Origin of the sequence: Streptomyces sp. NPDC059355, from assembly GCF_042752335.1 — a bacterium.
Lineage (GTDB): Bacteria > Actinomycetota > Actinomycetes > Streptomycetales > Streptomycetaceae > Streptomyces.
Genome location: NZ_JBHYXN010000014.1, coordinates 107,451 through 129,593, shown reverse-complemented (window position 1 = coordinate 129,593; position 22,143 = coordinate 107,451). Strand labels below are relative to the sequence as shown.

General features: G+C 74.1%; 22 protein-coding genes. 12 read left to right on the top strand and 10 right to left on the bottom strand.

Translation table 11 applies throughout. The features are described from left to right. Window positions 1-62: 62 nt before the first annotated feature. From ACFXGI_RS16315 to ACFXGI_RS16300, 4 genes are all read right to left on the bottom strand, one after another. Window positions 63-1,493: a hypothetical protein gene (locus tag ACFXGI_RS16315; RefSeq protein WP_384706461.1), complete on the bottom strand. Its 1,431-nt coding sequence runs from the start codon at window positions 1,491-1,493 to the stop codon at window positions 63-65. A gap of 173 nt (window positions 1,494-1,666) precedes the next feature. Continuing rightward, on the bottom strand, window positions 1,667-3,610 hold the full coding sequence (locus tag ACFXGI_RS16310; RefSeq protein WP_384706459.1) for a hypothetical protein: 1,944 nt from the start codon (window positions 3,608-3,610) through the stop codon (window positions 1,667-1,669). Between the two features lie 99 nt (window positions 3,611-3,709). After that, window positions 3,710-4,507: a tyrosine-protein phosphatase gene (locus tag ACFXGI_RS16305; protein WP_384706457.1), complete on the bottom strand. Its 798-nt coding sequence runs from the start codon at window positions 4,505-4,507 to the stop codon at window positions 3,710-3,712. Window positions 4,508-4,569: 62 nt separating this feature from the next. Then, a complete protein-coding gene (locus ACFXGI_RS16300; RefSeq protein WP_384706455.1) occupies window positions 4,570-5,172 on the bottom strand; it encodes a rhomboid-like protein in 603 nt (200 codons plus the stop codon). Between the two features lie 203 nt (window positions 5,173-5,375). Here ACFXGI_RS16300 and ACFXGI_RS16295 point away from each other — a divergent pair, with 203 nt between their 5' ends. Continuing rightward, window positions 5,376-5,978: a hypothetical protein gene (locus ACFXGI_RS16295; RefSeq protein WP_384706453.1), complete on the top strand. Its 603-nt coding sequence runs from the start codon at window positions 5,376-5,378 to the stop codon at window positions 5,976-5,978. 74 nt (window positions 5,979-6,052) lie between these two features. Continuing rightward, on the top strand, window positions 6,053-7,504 hold the full coding sequence (locus ACFXGI_RS16290) for a PepSY-associated TM helix domain-containing protein (RefSeq protein WP_384706451.1): 1,452 nt from the start codon (window positions 6,053-6,055) through the stop codon (window positions 7,502-7,504). Between the two features lie 58 nt (window positions 7,505-7,562). Here the strand turns inward: ACFXGI_RS16290 and ACFXGI_RS16285 are convergent, their stop codons facing one another. Together ACFXGI_RS16285 and glnII are read right to left on the bottom strand one after the other, a co-directional pair. After that, on the bottom strand, window positions 7,563-8,150 hold the full coding sequence (locus tag ACFXGI_RS16285) for a winged helix-turn-helix domain-containing protein (RefSeq protein ID WP_384706449.1): 588 nt from the start codon (window positions 8,148-8,150) through the stop codon (window positions 7,563-7,565). A 425-nt stretch (window positions 8,151-8,575) separates the two neighbouring features. After that, window positions 8,576-9,595 carry a glutamine synthetase gene (gene glnII, locus ACFXGI_RS16280; protein WP_384706447.1) on the bottom strand — a complete coding sequence of 340 codons (1,020 nt, stop codon included), beginning with the start codon at window positions 9,593-9,595 and terminating at the stop codon, window positions 8,576-8,578. A 251-nt stretch (window positions 9,596-9,846) separates the two neighbouring features. On the opposite strand from glnII, the gene ACFXGI_RS16275 reads away from it, so the two are divergent. Continuing rightward, window positions 9,847-10,788 carry a Gfo/Idh/MocA family protein gene (locus ACFXGI_RS16275; RefSeq protein ID WP_384706519.1) on the top strand — a complete coding sequence of 314 codons (942 nt, stop codon included), beginning with the start codon at window positions 9,847-9,849 and terminating at the stop codon, window positions 10,786-10,788. Between the two features lie 76 nt (window positions 10,789-10,864). On the opposite strand, the gene ACFXGI_RS16270 is transcribed toward ACFXGI_RS16275, so the two are convergent. Then, entirely contained in the window at window positions 10,865-11,467 is a 603-nt protein-coding gene (locus ACFXGI_RS16270; RefSeq protein WP_384706445.1) for a hypothetical protein, read from the bottom strand. A gap of 111 nt (window positions 11,468-11,578) precedes the next feature. Then, window positions 11,579-11,950 carry an ArsC/Spx/MgsR family protein gene (locus tag ACFXGI_RS16265; protein WP_384706443.1) on the bottom strand — a complete coding sequence of 124 codons (372 nt, stop codon included), beginning with the start codon at window positions 11,948-11,950 and terminating at the stop codon, window positions 11,579-11,581. A gap of 107 nt (window positions 11,951-12,057) precedes the next feature. On the opposite strand from ACFXGI_RS16265, the gene ACFXGI_RS16260 reads away from it, so the two are divergent. Then, window positions 12,058-12,315, top strand: a complete 258-nt coding sequence (locus tag ACFXGI_RS16260; RefSeq protein WP_030872068.1) for a hypothetical protein — start codon at window positions 12,058-12,060, stop codon at window positions 12,313-12,315. Window positions 12,316-12,442: 127 nt separating this feature from the next. On the opposite strand, the gene ACFXGI_RS16255 is transcribed toward ACFXGI_RS16260, so the two are convergent. Then, on the bottom strand, window positions 12,443-13,618 hold the full coding sequence (locus ACFXGI_RS16255; RefSeq protein WP_384706441.1) for a PP2C family protein-serine/threonine phosphatase: 1,176 nt from the start codon (window positions 13,616-13,618) through the stop codon (window positions 12,443-12,445). Between the two features lie 157 nt (window positions 13,619-13,775). Here ACFXGI_RS16255 and ACFXGI_RS16250 point away from each other — a divergent pair, with 157 nt between their 5' ends. From ACFXGI_RS16250 to ACFXGI_RS16240, 3 genes are all read left to right on the top strand, one after another. Next, window positions 13,776-14,441 carry a VIT family protein gene (locus ACFXGI_RS16250; protein WP_384706517.1) on the top strand — a complete coding sequence of 222 codons (666 nt, stop codon included), beginning with the start codon at window positions 13,776-13,778 and terminating at the stop codon, window positions 14,439-14,441. A 68-nt stretch (window positions 14,442-14,509) separates the two neighbouring features. Then, entirely contained in the window at window positions 14,510-15,403 is an 894-nt protein-coding gene (locus ACFXGI_RS16245; RefSeq protein ID WP_384706438.1) for a TIGR01777 family oxidoreductase, read from the top strand. Between the two features lie 177 nt (window positions 15,404-15,580). Further along, window positions 15,581-16,837, top strand: a complete 1,257-nt coding sequence (locus ACFXGI_RS16240) for an FAD-dependent oxidoreductase (RefSeq protein ID WP_363126228.1) — start codon at window positions 15,581-15,583, stop codon at window positions 16,835-16,837. A gap of 99 nt (window positions 16,838-16,936) precedes the next feature. Here the strand turns inward: ACFXGI_RS16240 and ACFXGI_RS16235 are convergent, their stop codons facing one another. Further along, window positions 16,937-18,394 (bottom strand): regulator, encoded by a 1,458-nt coding sequence (locus tag ACFXGI_RS16235; protein WP_384706436.1) that lies wholly within the window; start codon window positions 18,392-18,394, stop codon window positions 16,937-16,939. Window positions 18,395-18,567: 173 nt separating this feature from the next. On the opposite strand from ACFXGI_RS16235, the gene ACFXGI_RS16230 reads away from it, so the two are divergent. The 5 genes from ACFXGI_RS16230 to ACFXGI_RS16210 all read left to right on the top strand — a co-directional run bounded on the left by ACFXGI_RS16230 (window position 18,568) and on the right by ACFXGI_RS16210 (window position 22,005). Continuing rightward, a complete protein-coding gene (locus tag ACFXGI_RS16230; RefSeq protein WP_384706434.1) occupies window positions 18,568-18,894 on the top strand; it encodes a hypothetical protein in 327 nt (108 codons plus the stop codon). 76 nt (window positions 18,895-18,970) lie between these two features. Continuing rightward, window positions 18,971-19,768: a lipoyl(octanoyl) transferase LipB gene (gene lipB, locus ACFXGI_RS16225; protein ID WP_384706432.1), complete on the top strand. Its 798-nt coding sequence runs from the start codon at window positions 18,971-18,973 to the stop codon at window positions 19,766-19,768. Window positions 19,769-19,878: 110 nt separating this feature from the next. Continuing rightward, complete coding sequence (lipA, locus tag ACFXGI_RS16220; RefSeq protein ID WP_229340282.1) at window positions 19,879-20,826, top strand: lipoyl synthase; 948 nt, start codon at window positions 19,879-19,881, stop codon at window positions 20,824-20,826. A 272-nt stretch (window positions 20,827-21,098) separates the two neighbouring features. Continuing rightward, entirely contained in the window at window positions 21,099-21,296 is a 198-nt protein-coding gene (locus tag ACFXGI_RS16215) for a hypothetical protein (protein ID WP_030863404.1), read from the top strand. A gap of 10 nt (window positions 21,297-21,306) precedes the next feature. Next, a complete protein-coding gene (locus ACFXGI_RS16210) occupies window positions 21,307-22,005 on the top strand; it encodes a DUF4191 domain-containing protein (protein WP_384706430.1) in 699 nt (232 codons plus the stop codon). Window positions 22,006-22,143: the final 138 nt, after the last annotated feature.

Below are 22,143 nucleotides of genomic sequence, written 5' to 3'. Positions count from 1 at the left end.
CGACAACGCGGCGAGCGTGCGTGCCAGGCCCCGCCGGCCAGACGGGACTTGGACGACACGACCTAGCGCTCGGCGTGGCCGCTCGCGAGGGCCCACTCGCGGTTGAGGGCGCCCAGCGGGATCTTGCGCTCGAAGAGCGGCGTGCCGAACAGGGAGAGCTGCAGGTGCAGGTTCCCGCTCAGGTCGAAGCCGCCGTACAACGCCCACGAGCCGCTGAGGGAGGTCTTGCCGTCGCTGGACGCGCTCGCCTTGGCGTCGGCCTCGCCGCGCAGGTACGGGGCGAAGTCCGCGCTGACGCCGACGGCCCCGTACAGGCCGACGGAGGCCTCGGCGCCGAGCGCGCCCTTGACCTTGCCGGAGGCGGTGACGGTCGCCGTGACCGGCGTGCTCTTGACGTTGGACTGGCTGACCGGCGTCCAGCCCTTGCCCAGGGCGTACGTGCCGCCGACCTTGAAGTCGCCCTTGACGTCCTGCTGGACGTCGAGGGTGACGCGGCCGTCGGCCTCCACCTGGACGTAGCAGGTCATGTCGAGGTTGACGACGACCGGCACCGGGCCGACCTGGATGACCGGGGCGCTGTGCAGCTTGGCGAACGGGATCCGCTTGGGCGCTCCGGTGCTCGCGGCGGCGCGGCCCTGGAGCTTCCACTGCGAGGACCAGTCGCCGCTCATGCCGAGGAAGGCGCCGCGCGGGCCGGAGCCGCCGCTGCCGTCGTACGAGAACTCCACCTGCGGGGCGAGCTGGACGAACCCGGACACCGAGGCGCCGGCCGAGGCGGGGGCGTCCGGGGCGGTGTCGACGGCGGCGTTCACGTCGAGCCGCAGGTTGCCAAGGGGCAGCTTCGCGCCCTCGGGGCCGAACTTCACGCCGCCGCTCTTGGCCCAGGAGAAGGTGACGCCCTTCATCAGGGGCTCGACGGTGACCGACGACGGGTCGACGGGGACCTTGCCGTCGGCCTTGTCGTCGTTCAGGACGGAGGCCAGCGTCGTGGAGGCGGTCTTGACCTCGGTGCCGCGGTCGGTCTTCCCGACCACCTCGGTGACCTTGGCGAGCAGGCCGTTGGGGGCGCCGGGCGCCGGTGCGCTGGCGATGACGTCGCCCACGGCGACGGGCTTGTCCGCCGCCGGGGAGGCGGAGGCGGACGCGGAGGGCTTGGCGGAGGCGGAGGGGGTGGTGGACCTGCCGGGTGCGGGCCCTTGCGGGGCCTTGGCTATGACGGCCCGTCCGCTCGCCTGGTCGTACGAGGCGACCTTGAACGAGGACTGCTCCGTCCTGCCCTTCGCGCCGGCGCGGGCCACGGCCGCCGGCGTCGGAGTCCCCTGCGGCGCCGCGGCCACGTCGAGCTGCTGCGACGTGCCGTCGCCGGAGGGAGCGAGGGTGGCGGGGGCGGCCGCGTCGGCGGCCCCGGTGTGCGGGGTCGAGGAGCAGCCGGTGGCGGTGAGCGCGAGTGTGGTCAGGCCGGGGAGCAGGAGCCGTCGGGCGAGCATGCGCACGTGGGTGAACCTTCAGTACGTGAGGGGGGTGTGGGTGGGGTGCCGAGTGGTAACCGGAATCCGATCATGCCATGTGTGGCATGCGGCCGTCATGTCCGGATCCCGCCAACTCCCCGACCAGTCCTGATGGTTGAGGCCCTTACGGTTGAAGATTCATCCACGTCCTCGCGGGACTACCGCAGCACCCCCGCCTTCGTGCCGTCCGTCAGCCTGCCCGCCAGCTCCACCTGCGCGCCCGCCGGCGCCTTCACCGCCAGCCGGTTGCCGTTCGCCGACCCGTTCACCCCGCCGCCCGACGCCGACAGCGAGGCGAACTGCGCGCTGCCCGCCGCCAGTACGTACCACTGGCCGGCCTTCGACTTCCACAGCACGCCCGCCAGCACCCGCGGCTCCCGCGTCCCGCAGGCGGGCGAGCCCTCCGCCTTCGCCGCCTGCGCCGCCAGCGGGGCGCCCGGGGCCAGGAACTGTGCCTGCACCCGGTCCTCCGTACCCGCCCAGGTCTCGGCCCGGGTGCACAGCCAGGTCGCCGTGCCGTCGCCCTCGGGCAGCGGCTGCTTCGCGTACGTCCAGGCGTTGACGCTGCGGACGCCGTGCGAGCGGACCGACGGCAGCAGGCACGCGATCCGCGACCAGTCGCCCAGCTCCGCCCCCTCCGCCACGTCGCGCTCCGAGCCCGGCGCGCCCGAGGTCAGCCGGGCCGGGGTCAGCTCGCCGAGGTCGGTGACCAGCCGGGTGGCGCCGCCGCCGGTCAGGGCCAGGGCGTTCCAGCCGGTGCAGTTGCCCGCCGGGGCCGGGCTCGCCACCGGCGGGGTGACCCCGTCCCGGCCCGGCTTCAGCGCCACCGGGGCGTCGCCGGGCTTGAGCAGGTCCCGCAGCCCCACCCCGGTGACCCACGGCGCGGTCAGGTAGCGGACGTTGCCGTCGACCCGGCTCAGTACGAGCGCGGTCGCACTCTCCGCCGAGGCGGCGTCGGTCCGGGCGAAGTCGAGCGCGGCGACCGAGGTCCCGGTGCGGGGCTCGGCGTACCGGACCACGCGCAGGCCGTCGTACAGCAGGACCACGACCGCCTGGTCGACGGTGCCCGCGAACAGCAGCTGCGGCGGGCCCATCGGCGGCCCGGGCGGGGTGCCGGGCGTGGCCGAGGCGACGACGGTCGAGCCGGGCCGGGCCCACACGGCCAGCGCCCGCCGCAGCAGTTCGGCGTCGTCGGCGCGGTCGCCGCGGGCGGGCCAGGTGGAGAAGCCCGTACGGGAGGACGTGCGCCAGGCCGCGGGCGCGACCCGGACCAGCCTGCCCGGATCCAGGGCCTGCTGCGCCGCTTCGTTGAGCGCGTACGGCGGAGCCGCGGCCCCGTCCGCGCCCCAGCCGCCGCCGGGCAGAGCGAGCAGCGCCCCGCACACGGCGAGGGCGGCCGCGGCGGCCAGGCCGGCCCGGGCGAACCGGCGCCGGCGCAGCAGGTCGGTGGGGCGCGCCTGGAGCGCGCACGGATCGAACTCGGGGGACGCGAACAGGGAGTCGTTGGCCGGATCCCCCGATTCCGCGACCGCGACGGCGGGGTTCGCGACCCCGGCCTCGGCGAGCACCCGGAGCACCTCCGGCTCCGGCAGCCGCTCCAGAGCGCGCAGTACGCACGCCGCGCGGCCGGGGCCGTCGAGGGTGGCCAGCCACTGGTCCAGGGCCAGCTCCTCGGCCCCGCCGGAGCGCGGGAACAGCCGCAGCCCCCACACCTGGGGGAGCAGCGGGGGCAGTTGCGCCCGCCGGGGCAGCGCCCTGAACGTCAGCGGAATCCCGGCTTCCAGGGCCGCGCGCAACACCCTCAGCCGCACGTACGCGTAACCCGAGTCGGCGCCCGGGGTCCCGCGCTGGCCCGGAACCCCGCCCTGCACGGCGGCCGCGGCGGCGGCCTCCGCACCGGCGCCGCGCCGCCCGCGCGGGAGCGCCCGCTGGGCCAGCGAATGCGCGGTGAGCACCCGCCGGTTGCGGCCGAGGGAGGGCGGCAGCACCAGGTAGGCGAGCCGCACCAGCCGCGGGTAGTGCTCGACGATGGCGGCCTCGGCCAGCTCGACGTCGGGCGGCACGGGAGACGGGGGGCGGGTGGCGGTGTCCGGCGCAGTCACGTTCAGCAGAACGAGCGAATCGTCGGATGGTCACCCGTCCCCGGGTTGCGCGTTCGGGCGGAAAGCCGCTGAGCCGAAAGGGGAACGGGCCGCCCGGGATCAGGCCGTCAGGCGGGTGCGGAGTGCCTCGACCGCCTCGTCGGGGACGCCGAGGCCCTCGCGCACGTACTTCTCCATCGAGCCGTACCGCGTGCCCACCTCGTCGAGCGCGGCCTGCAGGTACTCGGGGAACACGCCGATCAGGCCCAGCGCGATGTCCGGGTTGCCGCCGGCGACGGTGAAGCCCTCGATCATCGGCGCGAACGCCTGCTTGACCGCCGGATTGACGGACAGGTACTCGGCCATCAGGGTCTCGTCGTCCGCGCCGAGCAGCGCCAGGACGACGGTCGCGCCCCAGCCCGTACGGTCCTTGCCGGCCGTGCAGTGGAACAGCAGCGGGCCGGCCTGCGGGTCCGCGAGCTCGGTGAGCAGGGTCCGGTACGCGGCCTGCGCGGAAGCGGTGGACACGAAGGACCGGTAGGTGTCGGCGAACAGCGCCTGCACCTTGCCGCCGCCCAGGTGCTCCTCGGCCATCGCCGGATCGGACAGGAGGTCCTTGAGCTGGGTGGCGGCCGGCATCTTCCCGGAGTTCATCTTGTCGGCGAGGACGTCCTCGACCAGGAGGCGTGCGCCCTCCGGTATCCGGTCCGGGTGGTCGGCCCGCTCGGCGTCGGTGCGGAAGTCGATGACCGTGCGCAGGCCCAGCGCGGCCACCACCGGGTCGGCGTCCACGTCGAGCCGGTCCAGCTGGCCGGAGCGCAGGACCAGGCCGGGCCGGACGGTGCGGCCGCCCGCGAGGGGGGTGCCGCCGAGGTCGCGGAGGTTGGCGACGGTGGTGGAGGGGGTGGTCGTGGTCATCGTGGCGGCTCCAGCGGTGTGCGTGCGGCGTGGGTGGTGCGGTGGGTGCGGCGGATATTCGTTCATCCGATTTTCGGGTGTTTTGTCCCGGATAGGTAATCGAAGGCGAAGGACAGCCCGACCCCGAGCCCCAGCGCGGCCAGGTGCCCGGCGTCCGTGAAGTTCCGGTCCCGCCCCAGCACCGGCCCTACGGCGAGCGCCAGCAGCCCCACCCGGGTGGCCGTGCGGACCGGGCCGCGGGGCAGCGCGGAGGTCAGCGCGCCGAGTACGGCGTTGAAGCCGTAGCTGGCGCCCACGTCCAGGGCCCGCCGGGTCGGGGCGTCGGCCGTCCCGCGCAGGGCGCCGAACACGAGGAGCGTCGCCGCGGCGTGCCCGAAGAGGAACACCCCGGCCGCCCACCAGGCCCCGTACGCGTACTCCGCGTACCCGAGGACCGCGACGAGCAGCAGTGCGTACGGCAGCGGCATGGGCTCCTCGACGACGAAGGCGCTGCTCAGCAGGGTGTCCCAGCGGCCGGCCGCGAGATTGTCGACGTTCGTCGAGCAGCCGCGCAGCACGCGCTCGCGCTCCGCCGGCCCCCGTCGATCCAGGGCGTAGGCCCCGAGCTGGAGCCCGCCCGCATACACCACGCCGAGGGCCGGCGGCGGCCAGAGCAGTGATTTCATCCGATCATGATCGGACACCACCCTCGGACTGGCGGAACCGGGGCCCGTGCGAGCATGTTTCAGCCATGCCAGGAACCCCCGCGCCGCTGCGCGTCACACGGGCCGCGATGTTCGCGGCGGTGTGCACCGCATTGGGTGCTGTGGGGCATTCGTACATCTCTGGCGCGGATATTCCCCTGATAGGCCTTCTGGGTGCTTTCGGGGTGACGGCCGGGCTCGCTTGGCTCGGCGCCGGGCGCCGCCGCGGGCCGGCCGGGATCAGCGCGTCACTGCTCGCCGTGCAGGGCGTACTGCACCTGCTCTTCTCGGGCAGCCAGGCGGGGGGCGCGGGCCACCGGGTCCCGACGCCCCTGCCCGCGCACCACCCCGTGCCGGGCGGCACGGACGGCTTGCGCGCCGTGCATTCCATGGACGGCATGGCGGACGCGCACGGCCTCGCCGACATGGGCGCGATGGACGGCATGAGCGGCATGGCCGGGCACGGCGGACTCGGCATGATCGCCGCCCACGTGCTCGCCGGTCTGTTCTGCGCCGCCTGGCTGGCCCGGGGCGAGGCCGCCGTGTTCCGGCTGGCCCCGGTCCTCGGCGCCGCGGCGCTGCTGGCGGCCCGGCCGCTGGCCCGCGCGTTCGCACTGCTCCGGGCCCGGGTGGCCCCCGTACCGGCGCCGCCCGCACCCCGGCCCTCGTACGAACCCCCGCGCACGCTGCGCGGAGCGGTGCCCGCCCACGCCCAGGTGCGCCGCGGGCCGCCCCGCCTGCCGCACACCCGCGCCACGGCCCCCGGCCGTACCGCCCTCGCCGTCTGACCGGTCGGCCGAGGGGCGAGACCTGGGGCCACTTCACCCACGTCTTCGCCATCGCGCCAACACCTAGGACCCACATGTCCCTTGACGAGGTTCAGGACGTCCGCACCCCGGACGCCGCCACGACCCCCGATACGCCTGCCGCATCCTCGAAGCCCGGAGCCTGGGCCGCCCTGCGGCCGCTGCTCCTGCGCATGCACTTCTACGCCGGGATCCTGATAGCCCCGCTCCTTTTCCTCGCCGCCGCCACCGGACTGCTCTACGCCGGCTCCTGGCAGGCCGAGAAGATCCTCTACTCCGACGAACTGACCGTCGCCCGGGTCGGCGAGAGCACCGTCCCGCTCAGCGCCCAGCTCACGGCCGCCCGGGCCACCGTGCCGGAGGGCACGGTCGTGGCCGTGTGGCCCGCGCCCGATCCCGAGGCGACCACCCACGTGATCATGGAGCTCCCGGGGTTGGAGGAGGGTCAGACCCGTACCGTGTTCGTGGATCCGTACACGGCCCACGTCAACGGAGCGCTGACCACCGAAGGCGACGCGCTGCCGCTGCGCGCCTGGCTCAGCGAGTTCCACTCCAGCCTCCAGCTCGGCGAGTTCGGCCGGAACTACAGCGAGCTCGCCGCGAGCTGGCTCTGGGTCGTCGCGCTCGGCGGCCTCGCCCTGTGGATCGGCCGCCGCCGCTCCCGCAAGGCCCTGCTCGTCCTGCCCGACCGCGCCGCCGCCGGCCGCCGCAAGACCCTGTCCTGGCACGGGGCCGTCGGCCTCTGGGCCGTCACCGGACTCGTCGCGCTCTCCGCCACCGGCCTGACCTGGTCGAAGTACGCGGGCGAGAACATCGGGCAGCTCCAGGACGGGCTCGGCGGCGCCACCCCCTCGGTGTCCGCGGCCCTCGCCCCCGGTTCGGACGCCGGCTCCGGCGCGCACGCCGGGCACACCGGGCACACCATGCCCGACGGCACGGAGATGCCCGCGACCCCGGCCACCGCGGACATCGGCGTCGACAAGGCCGTGGCCGCCGCCCGCGCCGCCGGGGTCACCCACGAGCTCCGCGTCACCCTGCCCGCCAAGGGCAACGGCTACGTGATCAAGGAGCAGGACAAGCAGCTGCCGGTCCACCTCGACTCGGTCGCCGTCGACCCCGCCGACGGCCGGATCATGGACGAACTGCGCTTCGCGGACTACCCGGTCCTCGCGCAGCTGACGCGCTTCGGCATCGACCTGCACATGGGGAAGACCCTCGGCCTCGCCAACCAGATCGCGCTCGGCGCGCTCGCGGTCGCGGTGATGTTCCTGGTGTTCTGGGGCTACCGGATGTGGTGGCTGCGCCGGCCCACCAAGGACCGCGCCCTGTCGGCCGGCCGCGCGCAGCGGCGCGGAGCCTGGCGCAAGGTGCCGCTGACGATGCTGCTCCCGCTCGCCGCCGTGACCGCGGTGGTCGGGTGGTTCGTACCGCTGCTCGGCATCAGCCTGGTCGCGTTCCTGGCGATCGACGTGCTGCTGGGGGCGGTCGCGGCACGCCGCGCCGCCTAGCCCGGCGGCAGGTGGGCCCGTACTCCGCGCAGGGGTGCGGGCCCACCCCCTCGTCCGCTCAGGGCGCGTACTTGTAGCCCACGCGGCGCACGGTCTGGATCGCGCCGCGGTGCGCCGCGCCCAGCTTGCGGCGCAGGCGGGCGACGTGGACGTCCACGGTCCGGCCGTCACCGACGTGGCCGTAGCCCCAGACCGTGGTCACCAGCTGGTCGCGGCTGTGCACCCGGTGCGGGTGCGCCACGAGGTGGGCCAGCAGCTCGAACTCCAGGTACGTCAGGTCGAGTACCCGGCCGTCGACCTCGGCGGTGCGCTGGGCGGCGTCGATGCGGACGAGCTCGTCCCCCGCGGCTGCGGTCGCCGCCGGGGGCTGGGGAACGGACTGCGGGGCGAAGGCGATCGGCGGCTGCAGGTCGTCCGACCCGGCCGGTACGAGGACCAGGTAGCCGACCATCGGCGGCTGGCCCGGCAGCGTCGGCAGGGAGTGCTGCGGCGCGGGCAGCCAGGTGGCTCCGGGGGGCAGGAGGTCGACCACGCGGGCGGCCTCGTTGCGGTCCACGGCCCGCAGCCGGTGGCGCGGACTGGGCGGGTAGGCGAGGGGCGCGGTCGCAGCGGAGGCGGCAGAGGTCAGCGAACGGGTGTGAGACATGAGTGGTCAGCTCTTTCACGCGAAGTGGTCGGCAGGAGACGTACGTACGTCATCGCGTACCGCGCGGACCGAAGGCCTCGGGGAGCTCTGTTGGCGGATCCCGAAAGGCTTTAGAGGGCCGGCGCGTTCTCCGTGCGGCGACACACCCGGTCGAAGTCGTGATCCTGACGGGAGGGCCAGAACGGCTCGAGGTCGCTGCGACCGTTCGAGGTGTGCGAGTGGCTGGCCATGAGCGCCATTGAAGCAGATGCGGGGGGCCCGGGGCACACCCCGTCTCAACCAGTGGAGCGGAATCTCAAATTCCGCCATGGGCCCTCCAATGGACCTCCGGTAACCCCTGCACGCGACGCACGACGCACGACGCCCGCCGGGCCACAGGGGCTCGGCGGGCGTCGTGCGTCGCGGTTACCGGGGCGGGCCGGGTCTCAGACCAGGCCCTCCTTCTTCAGGCTCGTGCAGCAGGTGTCGACGATGAGGCGGGTCACCACGTACGGGTCCACGTTCGCGTTCGGGCGGCGGTCCTCGATGTAGCCCTTGCCGTCCTTCTCGACCTGCCACGGGATGCGGACCGAGGCGCCGCGGTCCGAGACGCCGTAGCTGAACTCGTTCCACGGGGCGGTCTCGTGCAGGCCCGTCAGGCGCTCGTCGATGCCGGCGCCGTAGTTCTTGACGTGGTCCAGCGGCTTCGAGCCCTCGCCCAGCGCCTCGCACGCCGTGATGATGGCGCGGTAGTCCTCGCGCATCGCCTTCGTGGAGAAGTTGGTGTGCGCGCCCGCGCCGTTCCAGTCGCCCTTCACCGGCTTCGGGTTCAGCGTCGCGGAGACGTTGAAGTCCTCGGCGGTGCGGTACAGCAGCCAGCGCGCGATCCACAGCTGGTCCGAGACCTCCAGCGGGCCGACCGGGCCGACCTGGAACTCCCACTGGCCGGGCATGACCTCGGCGTTGATGCCGGAGATGGCCAGACCCGCCGCGAGACAGTGGTCCAGGTGCTTCTCGACGATCTCGCGGCCGAAGATCTCGTCGGCGCCGACACCGCAGTAGTAGCCGCCCTGCGCGGCCGGGAAGCCGCCCACCGGGAAGCCGAGCGGCCGGATGCCGTCGAAGAAGGTGTACTCCTGCTCGATGCCGAAGATCGGCTCCTGGTCACCGAACTGCTCGGCGACCGGACGCAGCAGGGCGCGGGTGTTCGACTCGTGCGGGGTCATGTCGATGTTCATGACCTCGCAGAGCACGAGGACGTTGTCGCCGCCGCGGATCGGGTCCGGGCAGGAGAACACCGGCTGGAGCACGCGGTCGGAGGCGTGGCCTTCGGCCTGGCTCGTGCTCGATCCGTCGAAGCCCCAGATCGACAGCGCCTCGCCGTCGGCCAGGATCTTCGTCTTGGAGCGCAGCTTCGCCGTCGGCTCGGTGCCGTCGATCCAGATGTACTCAGCCTTGTAGCTCACGGGCCCCATCCTTCGGTGCGTCGCTCCGGCGCAGACTCTGCGGGTGCTGCGTTGCGGGTGCTGTGTTCGTCGTGCCGCGTTTGTCGTACTGCGGTGCGTTGCGGTGTGGTCCGCAGCGTGCCCGCTCGCGATTTCTCTTCCGTTGCCCGTGTGTGAACCCCGTGTTACCGAGGTTTACACCGCAGGTCGAGCGGGTTGTGCGGGTTGGTGGCAGCACACCCGTCCGAGTGGGGCAGACTGGGCGGGTGAGCATTTCGTACGATTTGACCTCGGCCGATGATCCTGCGGACTCCCCCCGCCTGCCGGCCCGCCCCCGGGTCGGCCTGCTGGGCACCGGACCCTGGGCCCACCGCACCCATGCCCCCGCCCTCGCCGCGCACGCCGGCTCGGAGTTCGCCGGAGTGTGGGGCCGACGCCCCGAAGCCGCCGCCGAGCTGGCCGACGCGTTCGGCGTGAAGGTGTACGAAGACCCCGACGCGCTGTTCGCCGACTGTGACGTCGTGGCCTTCGCCCTGCCGCCCGACGTCCAGGCCCCGCTGGCCGTGCGGGCCGCCGCCGCGGGCTGCCAACTGCTGCTCGACAAGCCCGTCGCCACGACCGCCGAAGACGCGCGCGCCGTCGCGGACGCCGCCGCCCGGCACGGCGTCGCCTCCGTCGTCTTCCTCACCCTGCGCTTCGCCGAACCGGCCGCCGGCTGGGTCGCCGAGCAGGCCGGCCGCTCCGGCTGGTTCACGGCCGCCGCCCACTGGCTCGGCGCCGTGTTCCCGCCCGACGGCGCGCCCAGCGCGTACGCCGACTCGCCCTGGCGCAAGGCCAAGGGCGGGCTGTGGGACGTCGGCCCGCACGCGCTGTCCGTCCTGATCCCGGTCCTCGGCGACGTCACGTCCGTCAGTGCCACCCGCGGTCCCTCCGATGTGGTCCAGCTCGCCCTGCGCCACGCCTCGGGCGCCGCCAGCACGGCCGTGCTCAGCCTGGGCGCGCCGACGGCGGCGGCCGGGGTGGGGCTGGAACTGCGCGGGGCGGAGGGGGTCTTCTCGCTGCCGAACTGGACCGATGTGCCCGGTGCGTACGGCCGCGCCCTCGACGCCCTGATCACCGCGGCCCGCACCGGCGTCCCGGACCCCCGCGACGCCCGGTTCGCGGCCCGCCTGACGGAAATCCTGGCGGAGGCGGAGTCCCAGCTCCCGTCGTGAGCGGGGCGGGACCCCCGTGACCGGGAGCCCTGGGGCTCCGGGTCACGGGGGTGCGGGCCGCGGGGCTGCGGCGGGGCTACTTGATGACCGCGTTGGCCACGATGATGGCGAGGCCGATGGTGGCGTCCGCCAGGCCGATGAGCAGGGCCGGGCCGAGCCGGTAGCCGACGCGGAGCGCCACGAAGGAGCCCCACGCGAACAGCAGCGCGGTGTTCAGGCCGAGTCCCACGGCGGTCACCGCGTGGGAGTCCCAGTGGGTGAGCCCGGCGATGAGCAGCAGTACGACCGTGGGCAGCGTGGCCACGATCATCGGCCACTCGTTCCACAGCGCCCGCGAGAGCACCCGCCACCGGAGGGCGGCGGAGCCGGCCTGATGGCTGGACATGTTGTGCGAGTACCCGTGCGCGAGCGCGGCCGCGCAGGCGGTGACCAGGACCCAGCTGGCGTCGTAGAACGGCGTGTTCTCCCCGCCCGCCTGGTCCAGCGCGGCCAGCAGGCCGGACGCGAGCACGGTCCCGTAGACCCCGCCGAACATCCAGTCGGCACCCCGGCGCGGCGCGGGCAGGTGGGGCCCGGGGGGCTGCGGCGGGTTCTGCGCGTCCTGCGCGTCCTGCGGGCCCCGCTGGTCCTGCCCGGCCTGCCCGGCCTGCCCGTTCTGCCTTGTCTGCTCGTCGGTCATCGCGGCCCTCTGATGCGTTCCTTCTGGTGTGGTGAATCCCGTTTGGCTGTTTTCACACCATATGGGGTGAGGGGGTGAGGCCGAGATGAGGAACGGGGGCGGGCGGCCCGGTCAGGCGCGGCGGGAGAGGGCTTCGCGGACCGCTTCCTCCGAGCGGCCGACGACCGCCGTGCCGTCCTCCGCCGTGATGATCGGGCGCTGGATGAGCTTCGGGTGCGCCGCGAGGTGGGCGATCCAGCGGCCCCGCGCCTCGTCCGTCCCCTCGCGCGGCAGATCCCGTACGCCGGTCTCCTTCGCGAGCGGGTCCGAGGTGCGCGTGATGTCCCACGGCTCCAGTCCGAGCCGGCCAAGGACCTCGCGGATCTCGGCCTCGGACGGCACGTCCTCCAGGTAGCGGCGCACCGTGTACTCGGCGCCCTCCGCGTCCAGCAGGGTCAGCGCGCTGCGGCACTTCGAGCATGCGGGATTGATCCAGATCTCCATGGCCCCCAGCCTAGGCCGCAGCCCTTCCGGCCAGGGCTTCTGTCAGTGGTCCCCGGTAAAATCGAGGGAGAACGACAGGAAGCCAACTACCGTTTGGGAGGCTGTAGATGGCCACTGCCATGACCCTCGAGCCCGTCAAGAAGAAGCCGCTGCCGGCGGGCCTGCCCCGCGAGTGGTACGAGAGCCACAACCGCCGCCTGAAGGCGATGCGGCTGGCGATATCCCTGCTCGACTCGGGGACGTACGACGCCCGCCGCGCCACCAACCGGAAGATCCGCACGATGGCGGTCCGCACGGGCATCCACCGCCCGTCGAACGTCACGTGCAAGATGGTCCGCGCCTTCATCATCAGCAACGGAGCCTGAGCCCCGCCCGGCGGGGTCGCACGGGTCGGGCAGGGCGTTCCCGAACGCCCTGCCCGACGGCCCGGGAGAGCGGGAGGGGGCCGAGGGTGTCCGCAAAGCCCCGCCCGTCTCGCGGTGACGACACGGCCTAAGGAGTGTCCGGGAGGGACAGGACCAGGAGGGCCACGTCGTCGCGGGGGCCGCCCCCGGTGAATTCCAGCAGGTCCTGCCAGACCGCCTCGACCAGTCCCGCCGGGTCCCGCTCCAGGGCCGGGACCCGGGCCGCCAGGGGGTAGAACTCGCCCGCCGCGTCCCGGGCCTCCGTCACCCCGTCCGTGTAGGCCAGCAGGCGGTCGCCCGGCAGCAGCGGTACGTCGGTCACCACCGCGAGGTCAGGTCCGGCCAGCCCGAGCCCCAGCGGAGGGCCCGGCTCCACGGTCGGCTCCGAGACGGTGGAAGCCCGGAGCAGCAGCGCCGGCGGATGCCCGCACGAGACGATCCGTACGAGGTCCAGCCCGGGCGGGAACTCCAGCAGCAGCGCCGTCGCGAAGAGCTCCGGCTGCCCCCCCGACCCGTCCGCGGAGTCGGCCGCGCACGCCGTGTCCGCCGCGCCCGCCGTATCCGCCGTGTCCGCCGCGCCCGCCGTATCCACCGTGCCCGGCGTGTCCGCCGTGTCCGCCAGCAGTCTGCGGTCCAGCCGGGCCGCCACCCCCACCAGCTCCGGATCGTCCAGCACCCCCTCCCGGAAGGCCCCGAGCAGCGCGGCGACCGTGCCGACCGCCGCCAGGCCGTGCCCCTGCACGTCCCCGACCAGCGCCCGCACCCCGTACGGCCCGACCCGTACGTCGTACAGGTCGCCGCCGACCAGGGTGCCGCGCTGGGCGGCCCGGTACAGCCCGGCGCAGCGCACCGGACCGACCCGCTCCGGTACCGGCGGCAGCACTGCCAGCTGGGCCGCCTCCGCGACGGTCCGCACGCTCACCAGCTGCGCGTCGCGGCGCCGCCGGACCCAGGCGATGACCACGCTCAGCAGCCCGATCGCGGCCACCGTGGCCAGATCGGCGCCCCGCGGGTGCGCGGTACCGGCCCACGGCATGCCGAGCAGCGCCAGCACGATCCCGGCGAAGGCGGCGGTGCCGGCGGCCCCGTAGGCGAAGGCGGCCACCGGAGGCAGTCCGGCCAGGAAGAAGCCCACCTCCGCCTCGCCCTGGGTGAGGCGCTGTACGAGCACCAGCACCACGAGCGCCACCACGGGGGCAATACGGGCCCAGAGCGGTGGCGGCTTGCCGTGCAGCCAGCCGGGCTCCTCGCGTCGGCGTCTCACCCCTCCACCCTGGTACGCGGGCGGGGGGCGCGCACGCCGGACCGGCCGCCGGGTGGCCCCGCGGGCCCCGGGCGCCGACAGTGGTCCCGTGACGGATGCGGATGCGGATGCGGGCGGCGGGGCGGGAGCGGGCGGCACGGCGGAGCAGAGCGCGGAGATCGGCTCGCGGCTGAACTGGCTGCGGGCCGGGGTGCTCGGCGCGAACGACGGGATCATCTCCACCGCCGGGCTGGTGGTGGGCGTGGCCGGGGCCACCACCTCGCGCGCGTCGATCCTGGCCGCGGGGGTGGCCGGACTGCTGGCGGGGTCGCTGTCGATGGCGGCGGGGGAGTACGTGTCGGTGAGCTCCCAGCGGGATTCCGAACGGGCCGCGCTGGAGACGGAGCGGCGGGAGCTGGCCGAGGAGCCGGAGGCGGAGCTGGCGGAACTGACGGAGCTGCTGGAGGCCAGAGGGCTGAACCGGGACCTCGCGCGGGAGGCGGCGGTGCAGCTCACGGAGCGGGACGCGCTGAAGGCCCATGCGCGGGTGGAGCTCGGGATCAACCCCGACGAGCTGGTGAACCCCTGGCACGCGGCGTTCGCGAGCCTGATCGCGTTCACGGTGGGGGCGCTGCTGCCGCTGCTGGCGATCGCGCTGCCGGGGCCGTCGGAGCGGGTGCCGGTGACCGTGGCGGCGGTGCTGGCGGCGCTGACGCTGTGCGGGGTGATCAGCGCCCGCCTGGGCGGCGCCCCTCCCGGCCGGGCGATCCTGCGCAACGTCATCGGCGGCGCCCTGGCGATGGGAGTCACGTACGCGGTCGGAACCTGGCTCGGGACCTCCTGACGGCGCCGCGCCGCGGGCCGTCGTGGCGGGGGCGGGTGGGCCGGGGAGCGGAGCTGCATCATGAGGGCATGCGAATTGCGATCACCGGGGCCAGTGGGCTCATCGGGCAGGCCCTTGTGCGGTCCCTGCGGGCGGACGGGCACGAGGTGGTGCGGTTCGTACGGCGTACGCCCTCCGCCCCCGACGAGGCGCAGTGGGATCCGCGGCGCGGATACGTGGACCCCGCCGGGCTCGCCGGCTGCGGGGCCGTCGTCCACCTCGCCGGGGCCGGGGTCGGCGAACACCGGTGGACCGCCGCGTACAAGAAGGAGATCCGGGACAGCCGGGTGCAGGGGACCGCGGCCATGGCCCGGGCGATCGCCGCGCTCGACGCGCCGCCCGCCGTCTTCGTCTGCGGCACCGCCGTCGGCTACTACGGCGACACCGGCGAGCGCGCCGTCGACGAGCACGCCCCCGCCGGGCAGGGCTTCCTGCCCGAGGTCTGCGTCGAGTGGGAGGCGGCCGCGGCCCCCGCCCTGCGGGCCGGAGTACGGACGGTCTTCGCCCGGACCGGACTGGTCGTCGCCGCCGAGGGCGGGGCCTGGGGCAAGCTGTTCCCGATCTTCAAGGCCGGGATCGGCGGCCGGCTCGGCGACGGCCGCCAGTACTGGTCGTTCATCTCCCTGCACGACGAGATCGCCGCCCTGCGGCACGCCATCGACACGCCCGGGCTGTCCGGCCCCCTCAATTTGACCGCCCCCGAGCCGCTGACCAACCGGGAGGTCACCGCCGCGATGGGCCGCGTACTGCACCGGCCGACGCTGTGCGCGGTACCGGCCCCCGCCCTGCGCGTCGTACTCGGGGAGTTCGCCGGGGACGTGCTCGGCAGTCAGAGGGTGCGCCCCGCCCGGCTGTTGGAGTCCGGCTTCACCTTCCGGCACCCGGGGATCGAGGAGTCGATCCGGGCCGCGCTGGCCCGATAGCCCCGGTCCGCGGCGTGCGCGGAGGCGCCCGCCGCCCCCGTGCGACCGCCTGTGACCCGGATGCGACCGGTGTGCGACCGGAGTTGGCCGTAATAGCCCACTGAACTAGGGTTCCCCTGGAGCCCGTTGGGGGAAGGAGGATTCCCACACAGCCGCGCCGACCTCGGGGAGGGGCACGTGCTCACCAGCTCGCACCGCACCGCACAGCACGCGGACGTCGTCATCGTAGGAGCCGGAGTCTCAGGACTCGCGGCGGCGCACCACCTGATCGCGGCAGGGGTCACGGTCACCGTCCTGGAGGCCGCGGACGATCCCGGCGGCCGGATGGCCACCGAGCACGTCGACGGCTTCCGCCTGGACCGGATCGGACAGCTGCTCAACACCTCGTACACGGAGCTCGACCGGACCCCCGGCCTGGCCGGCCTGGTCCTGCGACCCTTCGCGCCGGGGGTGCTCGTTCACACCGACGGCCGGCAGTCGCGCGCCGGGGCGCTGACCCCGGCCCGCGCGCTGGCCAGCGGATCGTTCGACCAGGCCCGGCTCAGCGCCTACCTCGGCAGGCTCGCCGCCCTGCCGGTGGAACGCGTACTGGCCCGCCCCGAGCGCACCGCGCTCGCCGCCCTGCGCTCCCGGGCCCTCGGCGCGACCCTGCGCCCCCTGCTCACCGCCCTGCTCCGCGACCCGGAGCTCACCACCTCCAGCCGGGTCGCCGACCTGGCCCTGCGCACCTTCGCCCGCGGCCGGCTCGCCGTGCCCGAGGGCGGGGCCGCGACGCTGCCCGAACTCCTCGCCGCCACCCTGCCGCCCGGCACGGTGCGCACCGGGGTCCGGGTCCGGTCGGTGGCGACCAAGCTGGTCACCACCGAGGAGCACGGCGACTTCAGCTGCCGCTCCGCCGTCCTGGCCACCGGCGCGCGGGCCGCGGCCGAACTGCTGCCCGGGCTGCGGGTGCCGGCGTTCCACGAGGTCACCGTCATCCACCACGCCACCGCCGCCCCGCTTCCGTGGGACGGCTCGCTCCTGCTCGACGGCGATCCGCGCTGGCCCGTCGCGCACACCGCCGTGATGAGCGCGGTCGACCCGACGCGGGCCCCGGCCGGCCGGAGCCTGGTCACCACGACCGTCCTCGGCCCGCCGCCGCCCGCCCGCACGGTCGCCTCGCGCCTGGCCCGGCTGTACGAGACCGGCACCCGCGACTGGGAGCTGCTGGCCGTCCACCACGCCCCGGAGGCCGTACCGGCGATGCCGCCGCCGTACGACCTGCGCCGGCCGGTCCGGGTCCTGGCCGGGCTGTACGTGTGCGGCGACCACCGCGACTCCAACACCGTCCAAGGGGCGCTGCACTCGGCCCGCCGCGCCGCCACCGCCGTACTGCGCGACTTCGGCATCCGGCTGCCGGCGAGCGCGGAGCCCGCCGTCCGGGCGGTGGCCTGAGAACCACCACGGACCGGGCCCGGTTCCCCCGCGGAACCGGGCCCACGCCCTTGCCCCGACAGCCTGCGACAGCGCCGCCGCCGCCCTTACCCGGACGGCCTACGACAGCGCCGCCACCCGGTCCCGGTACGTCCGCACCGCCGAGGCCTCCCGGTACGGCTCCAGCCGCCGCTCGAAGTCCCGTACGTACTCCACCGCGCGCACCGACCGCATCTCCATCGCCTGCTGCGCCGCCTCCGCGCCCAGCGCGCACGCCTGGTCCAGCTCGCCCAGCCCCAGCCGCGCCGTCGCCAGCACCACCCGGCAGAACAGCCGCGAGCGCGCGAACCCGGGCGCCCGCAGCTGCAGGGACCGCTCCGCGTGCTGCGCCGAGGCCCGGTACTGCTGCAGGTCCCGGTGGCAGTGCCCGAACTCGTCCGCCAGCTGCCCCTCGTCGAACAAGCGCGCCCAGTGCGGCACGTCGTCCCCCGGCCGGGCCGCACCCAGCGCCCGCTCGGCCCGCACCAGCGAGGCCGTCGCCGCCCGCACCTCGCCCAGCACCGCGTGCCCGCGCGCCTCCGCCGAGTGCAGCAGCGCCTGCACCACCGGCGGCGGCCCCGAGCCGACGCCCTGCTGCGCGACGCGGGCCAGCTGCACCGCCTCCCGGCCGTGGCCGAGGTAGACCGCCTGCCGGCTCATGGTCACCAGCACGTACGAGCCGTACGGCCGGTCCCCGGCGGCCTGCGCCAGGCGCAGGGCCTGTACGAAGTAGCGCTGGGCGAGCCCGTGCGCGGCGATGTCGTACGAGGTCCAGCCCGCGAGCCGGGTCAGGTCGGCCGCGGCCGAGAAGAGCCGGCGCCCGGTGGTCTCCCCGTACGTGCCGCGCAGCATCGGCTCGGCCTCGTGCTCCAGGTAGCGCACCAGGGCCTGCCGGGCGTGGCCGCCGCCGTACGTGTGGTCCAGGGTCCGGAACAGCTCGCTCACCGAGCGCAGCGCCGCGATGTCCCCGCCGGTCACCCGCTGGCCGGGCCCCCGGTCGATCTGCCGCTGCCGGGGCACGGAGCCGCGCCCCTGGACCGGGACGCGGGCCGCCGCCGCTGCGGCCGCGGCGGCCGGGTCCGCACCGCGGCCCACGCGCTCGTCGGCGCGCCCGATGAGCCAGTCCCGGCTGGGCACGACCAGCCCGGCCGGGGTGAACGCGATCTTCCGCAGCTCGGCGTGGGAGCCGGAGTCCTTGCGCCACAGCCCGCTGGCGATGTCGACGGCCTCCTCCGGGGTGGCCGCGAACTCCAGACCGGCGTAGACGGGCGCGCAGGCGTCCAGGCCCAGGTCCTGCGCCGAGAGCCGGCGGCCCAGGCGGCGGGTGAACACCTCGGCGATCAGCGCCGGGGTGGTCCCGCGCGGCTGCTGCCCGCGCAGCCACCGGGTCACGGAGGTCTTGTCGTACCGCAGATCGAGACCGTGCTCCAGGCCGAGCTGGTCGACGCGCCGGGCCAGACCGGCGTTGGAGAACCCGGCTTCCGCGATCAGCGCCGCGAGCTGCCGGTTGGGGACGCGCTGGGCAGGTCGTTCCGTCATCGGCTCCACGGTTTCCTGACGTGACGGACCGGGGTCCCGGCCCTGTGAACGGCGTGAATGTAGCGGCGAACTCCGCTCATGCCGCCCCCTCTGTCCCACATTCATCCGATCGTGTGCAGAATCGGTAGGGCGCTTTACGGACCGACCCCCTCCGTCCGCGTACGCTGCGCGGCATGACCCGCAGGCCCACCCGGGCGGAGCCCTCCGCCGACGCCACCGCACGACTGCCCGCGCCCGAGCTGACCGAGGCCGAGTGCCGGCGGTGCGGCACGTACATCGCGGGGCTGGACGGGCGGTACGCGTGCGGCGTGTGCGGCTGGGTCAACGACCACTCGGAGGGCCACCGGCGGCTGCCGACGGCCGACGAGGACCCGGACCGGCCGGCGGCCCGGGGCCGTTCCCGGCGGCCGAGGCCGCTGCCGCCGGGACCGGAGGACGGGCCGCCCAGCCCGGCCGGCCCCTCGACCGGCCCCGGCGACCCCTCGTGGACGGGCCACTGAGGGGGCGGAATCCGGCCGCCGTACCCTTGGCGAGTGCGATACGTGCACACGGCAGGTTCAACGAGGAGGCGCTGCGGTGGCTGAGCTTGGGTTTGTCCGTCTGGGCTTCGGACCCGACTACGTCGAGTACACCCAGGCCTGGGAGGAGCAGCGGCGGGTCCACGCCGCGCGCTTCGCGGACGAGATCGGCGACACCTGCCTCCTGCTGGAGCACCGGCCCGTGTACACGGCCGGCCGGCGCACCGCCGAGAGCGAGCGCCCGCTGGACGGCACCCCCGTCGTGGACGTGGACCGCGGCGGCAAGATCACCTGGCACGGCCCGGGCCAGCTGGTCGGCTACCCGATCATGAAGCTGCCCCGCCCGGTCGACGTCGTCGCGCACGTCCGCCGGCTGGAGGAGGCGCTGATCCGCACCGCCGCCGAGTTCGGCCTGGAGACCACCCGCGTCGAAGGCCGCTCGGGGGTCTGGGTCCTCGGGGACCCCGTCGAGAACCGGCCGAAGATAGGCGGGCTCTCCCTCGACCTCGACCCGCGGCTGACGGACGAGGAGTTCGACGCGCGCCTGAACGGCCCCGAGTACGCCCCCTCCAACGCCGGACAGCGCCGCGAGGACCGCAAGCTGGCCGCGATCGGCATCCGCGTGGCCAAGGGCGTCACGATGCACGGCTTCGCGATCAACGTGAACCCGGACAGCACCTGGTTCGACCGGATCATCCCGTGCGGAATCCGGGACGCCGGTGTGACCTCGCTCTCGTACGAACTGGGCCGCGAGATCACCATCGCCGACGTGCTGCCGGTCGCGGAACGCCACCTGAAGGACGTACTGGAGCAGGCGGAACCGCGGCCGCGGGAGATCGAGCCCGCCGCGGGCTGACGGCCGGGGGAATGCGGCCGGTCACCGCCAGGTTGGCCGACGTAAGAGCGTATGAAATTACGGGCGTACCCTGGTGGGCGCCGAAGAATCGAAGTCACAGGGAGCCGGTCGTGTCCGCAGTCGCACCCGACGGACGCAAGATGCTGCGCCTCGAGGTCCGTAACGCCCAGACGCCCATCGAGCGCAAGCCCGAGTGGATCAAGACCCGGGCGAAGATGGGTCCCGAGTACACGAAGATGCAGGCCCTGGTGAAGGGCGAAGGACTGCACACCGTGTGCCAGGAGGCCGGTTGCCCCAACATCTACGAATGCTGGGAGGACCGCGAGGCCACCTTCCTCATCGGCGGCGACCAGTGCACCCGGCGCTGCGACTTCTGCCAGATCGACACGGGCAAGCCCGAGGCCCTGGACCGGGACGAGCCGCGCCGCGTCGGCGAGTCGGTCGTCACGATGGACCTGAACTACGCCACCATCACCGGCGTCGCGCGCGACGACCTGGCCGACGGCGGTGCCTGGCTGTACGCGGAGACCGTGCGCCAGATCCACGAGCAGACGGCGGCCCGCGAGGCCGGCCACACCAAGGTCGAGCTGCTCGCCCCCGACTTCAACGCGGTCCCGGAGCTGCTGGAGGAGGTCTTCGCCTCCCGCCCCGAGGTCTTCGCGCACAACGTGGAGACGGTGCCCCGGATCTTCAAGCGGATCCGGCCCGGCTTCCGCTACGAGCGCTCGCTCGACGTGATCCGGCAGGCCCGCGCCTACGGCCTGGTCACCAAGTCGAACCTGATCCTGGGCATGGGCGAGGAGCGCGAGGAGGTCTCGCAGGCTCTGAAGGAGCTGCACGAGGCCGGCTGCGAGCTCATCACCATCACCCAGTACCTGCGCCCCTCGCCGCGGCACCACCCCGTCGAGCGCTGGGTGAAGCCGGCCGAGTTCGTGGAGCTGGCGAAGGAGGCCGAGGAGATCGGCTTCTCCGGTGTGATGTCGGGCCCGCTGGTCCGCTCCTCGTACCGTGCGGGCCGCCTCTACACGCAGGCGATGGAGAAGCGCGCCGCGGTGTGACGCGCGCTACCGCACGGACTATGTGAACTCACGCACAAAGTCTTACCAACGGGTAACACCGCATCGACGCGGCCCCTAGGCTCTCTGTAACGAGAGTCCGGCGGGCCGCGTAAATGTTTCATCACCGTTTGACCGACCGGTCATGCCCTGGTAACACCAGTCAGTGACGATGGCTCCACGCACCGCGCACACCGGCGCACACCACCGCCACGCGCCACCGTGCGCCCCAGACCGTCCCCGAACCGCCCAGCACCGTGAGAGGGATCGACATCATGCAGGCCGCGCCCGTACGCGCCATTGCCATTCCGTCGTTCACCGACGCCTTCCGGGGCTTCGAGTCGCTGCTCATGAGCGGCGCCCGCCGCAACGCATGGAGCGCGGTCCTCGAAGACCGCCGCAGAGCCAAGGACCGGGTCGAAACCGAGCACGTACTCGAGGCCGCGGCCACCCGGACCCCGCAGGCCACGTAAACTTCGCTCTATGGCGAGGAAGTCAAACGCAGAGACTGCTGCGAACCCCGGGCGACTGAAGCAGATCGCCCTGACGTACAAGATGACGCGCAAGGCCGACCCGAAGGTCGGTCTGATCGTCGCGGGCGTGGGAATCGTCACCTTCGGTGTCTTTCTTGCGATCGGCTTCCTGATCGACCACCCGGTCTACCTGGGCATCCTGGGCATTCTGGTGGCGTTCCTCGCGATGGCGATCGTCTTCGGACGACGGGCCGAGCGGGCTGCCTTCGGGCAGATGGAGGGACAGCCGGGCGCGGCCGCGGCCGTACTGGACAACGTGGGACGGGGCTGGACGACCACCCCGGCCGTCGCGATGAACCGGAGCCAGGACATCGTCCACCGGGCCGTGGGCAAGGCCGGCGTCGTGCTGATCGCCGAGGGCAACGCGAACCGGCTGAAGCCGATGCTCGCCGCCGAGAAGAAGAAGCTGGCCCGGATCATGCCGGACATCCCGGTCCACGACTTCATCGTGGGCACCGGCGAGGGCGAGATCCCGTTGAAGAAGCTCCGTACGACGCTTCTCAAGCTGCCGCGCGTACTGGCCGGTCCGCAGATCACGCAGGTCAACGACAAGCTGCGGGCCATGGGCGATCTCATGAGCAACATGCCCCTGCCGAAGGGTCCGATGCCCAAGGGCATGCGGATGCCGCGCGGCGGAAAGATGCGCTGACCCGCTTTTCGTATACGACGCACCACGCACGCAGGGGCGCCCCCCCCCCGGGGCGGGCGGGGGGGGGCCCCGCGGGGGGGGCCCGGGGGTTGGGGGCCGGGGGGAGAGAGGGGACGAGGAGGCGCCCGCGCGGCGGGG

What these genes read in the sequence shown, in the direction of transcription:
- ACFXGI_RS16235 (WP_384706436.1), bottom strand. Translation starts at nt 18,394, where the DNA reads ATGACGGAACGACCTGCCCAGCGCGTCCCCAACCGGCAGCTCGCGGCG.
- ACFXGI_RS16270 (WP_384706445.1), bottom strand. Translation starts at nt 11,467, where the DNA reads ATGACCGACGAGCAGACAAGGCAGAACGGGCAGGCCGGGCAGGCCGGG.
- ACFXGI_RS16210 (WP_384706430.1), top strand. Translation starts at nt 21,307, where the DNA reads ATGGCGAGGAAGTCAAACGCAGAGACTGCTGCGAACCCCGGGCGACTG.
- ACFXGI_RS16265 (WP_384706443.1), bottom strand. Translation starts at nt 11,950, where the DNA reads ATGGAGATCTGGATCAATCCCGCATGCTCGAAGTGCCGCAGCGCGCTG.
- ACFXGI_RS16305 (WP_384706457.1), bottom strand. Translation starts at nt 4,507, where the DNA reads ATGACCACGACCACCCCCTCCACCACCGTCGCCAACCTCCGCGACCTC.
- ACFXGI_RS16285 (WP_384706449.1), bottom strand. Translation starts at nt 8,150, where the DNA reads ATGTCTCACACCCGTTCGCTGACCTCTGCCGCCTCCGCTGCGACCGCG.
- ACFXGI_RS16290 (WP_384706451.1), top strand. Translation starts at nt 6,053, where the DNA reads ATGTCCCTTGACGAGGTTCAGGACGTCCGCACCCCGGACGCCGCCACG.
- ACFXGI_RS16245 (WP_384706438.1), top strand. Translation starts at nt 14,510, where the DNA reads ATGCGAATTGCGATCACCGGGGCCAGTGGGCTCATCGGGCAGGCCCTT.
- ACFXGI_RS16230 (WP_384706434.1), top strand. Translation starts at nt 18,568, where the DNA reads ATGACCCGCAGGCCCACCCGGGCGGAGCCCTCCGCCGACGCCACCGCA.
- ACFXGI_RS16215 (WP_030863404.1), top strand. Translation starts at nt 21,099, where the DNA reads ATGCAGGCCGCGCCCGTACGCGCCATTGCCATTCCGTCGTTCACCGAC.
- ACFXGI_RS16260 (WP_030872068.1), top strand. Translation starts at nt 12,058, where the DNA reads ATGGCCACTGCCATGACCCTCGAGCCCGTCAAGAAGAAGCCGCTGCCG.
- ACFXGI_RS16300 (WP_384706455.1), bottom strand. Translation starts at nt 5,172, where the DNA reads ATGAAATCACTGCTCTGGCCGCCGCCGGCCCTCGGCGTGGTGTATGCG.